Below are 1,041 nucleotides of genomic sequence, written 5' to 3'. Positions count from 1 at the left end.
TTCATCAGCCGAGTGACGGGATGAAGTTTTCCCGCTTTGAGCAGTGTCAGGGCCGATACGGCTTCCTGATCGATATAGAGGGCTCTATTTTTTCTTGACGATGCCATATTTCTTTCTCTTTTCCCATAAGCTTTTACGTGAAATCCCCAATTTTTTTGAGAGTTCGGTATCGGGGAAACGGTTTTGGAAATGAATCATGATGTATTTGACATACTCTTCGATGGGAAGGATCTCTCCTTGATCGAAGAGATGATTGTCGCTTTCGATTTCGATGACTCTAAAAGGCGGGTGATCGATCGGATCGGTGCTGGCGATAATGCAGGAGCGTTCCTGAATCAGTTCGTAAAACGCTTTGTACTCGCTTTTTTTCAGGTTTTGGAAATCGGTGATATAGAGAACGGAATCATCATTGATGGCGGCGATGTCGGTAAATGCCTTGGCCGATGAAAGGGAAATAAACTGGATCGGCTTGTCATGGTGCGCGGCATAACGGAACGCGAATGCGTCGGCGTATTTTTGGTAGCCGCTGCAAATGAAGAGGGGAAGTTCGATCTTGTCGAGGTCTTCGTTGACATTGATAGCGTTAAACGTATGGGTCAGATAGCGCTCATAGGTTTGGTTCTGACGTTTAAGACGCTCATGCTGCTGGAAATGCTGGATTTTGCGGATCAGCTCTTCGATCATAAACGGTTTGAGAATGTAATCTTTCGCCCCCGCGGCAAGCGGTTTGGAAACCGTGTCGTTGCTGATATAGCTGACCATCAGGATAACAACGGCGTTTTTATAGGTCTCGATTACCGGGTAAATGTCCTGTCCGCTGATATTGGTCGAGAGGAGCACGACGTCGTAAGGCGTCCCTTTCAGCCCTTCTTTCACCGAGCTGGTGATGTCACAGTTGTGGTTCAAATCGCTTAGCTTGGAAGCGATACTTTGGGCGAGATAGATCTCGTTCTCGATAATTAATACGTTCATCCGTGTTTCCAATCAAAATAGTGTACCGATGCGGTTGCGCTCACCGCAACTCCCTCTTCGCGTCCGACG

Annotated in this window: 1 protein-coding gene; it reads right to left on the bottom strand. The window is 47.4% G+C overall.

What is annotated here, in order from left to right:
* Positions 1-84: 84 nt before the first annotated feature.
* The gene (locus JU82_RS07510; protein WP_037948881.1) at positions 85-972 is read right to left on the bottom strand and encodes a response regulator; all 888 of its coding nucleotides are present in this window, start codon (positions 970-972) and stop codon (positions 85-87) included.
* Positions 973-1,041 lie beyond the last annotated feature (69 nt).

The organism is Sulfuricurvum sp. MLSB, from assembly GCF_000747095.1.
GTDB lineage: Bacteria > Campylobacterota > Campylobacteria > Campylobacterales > Sulfurimonadaceae > Sulfuricurvum.
The sequence above is the reverse complement of the archived record's forward strand: the minus strand, read 5'-3'. Positions and strand labels throughout refer to the sequence as shown.

Excerpts from the sequence above, each read along its gene's own strand:
- JU82_RS07510 (WP_037948881.1), bottom strand. The coding sequence starts at position 972 with ATGAACGTATTAATTATCGAGAACGAGATCTATCTCGCCCAAAGTATC.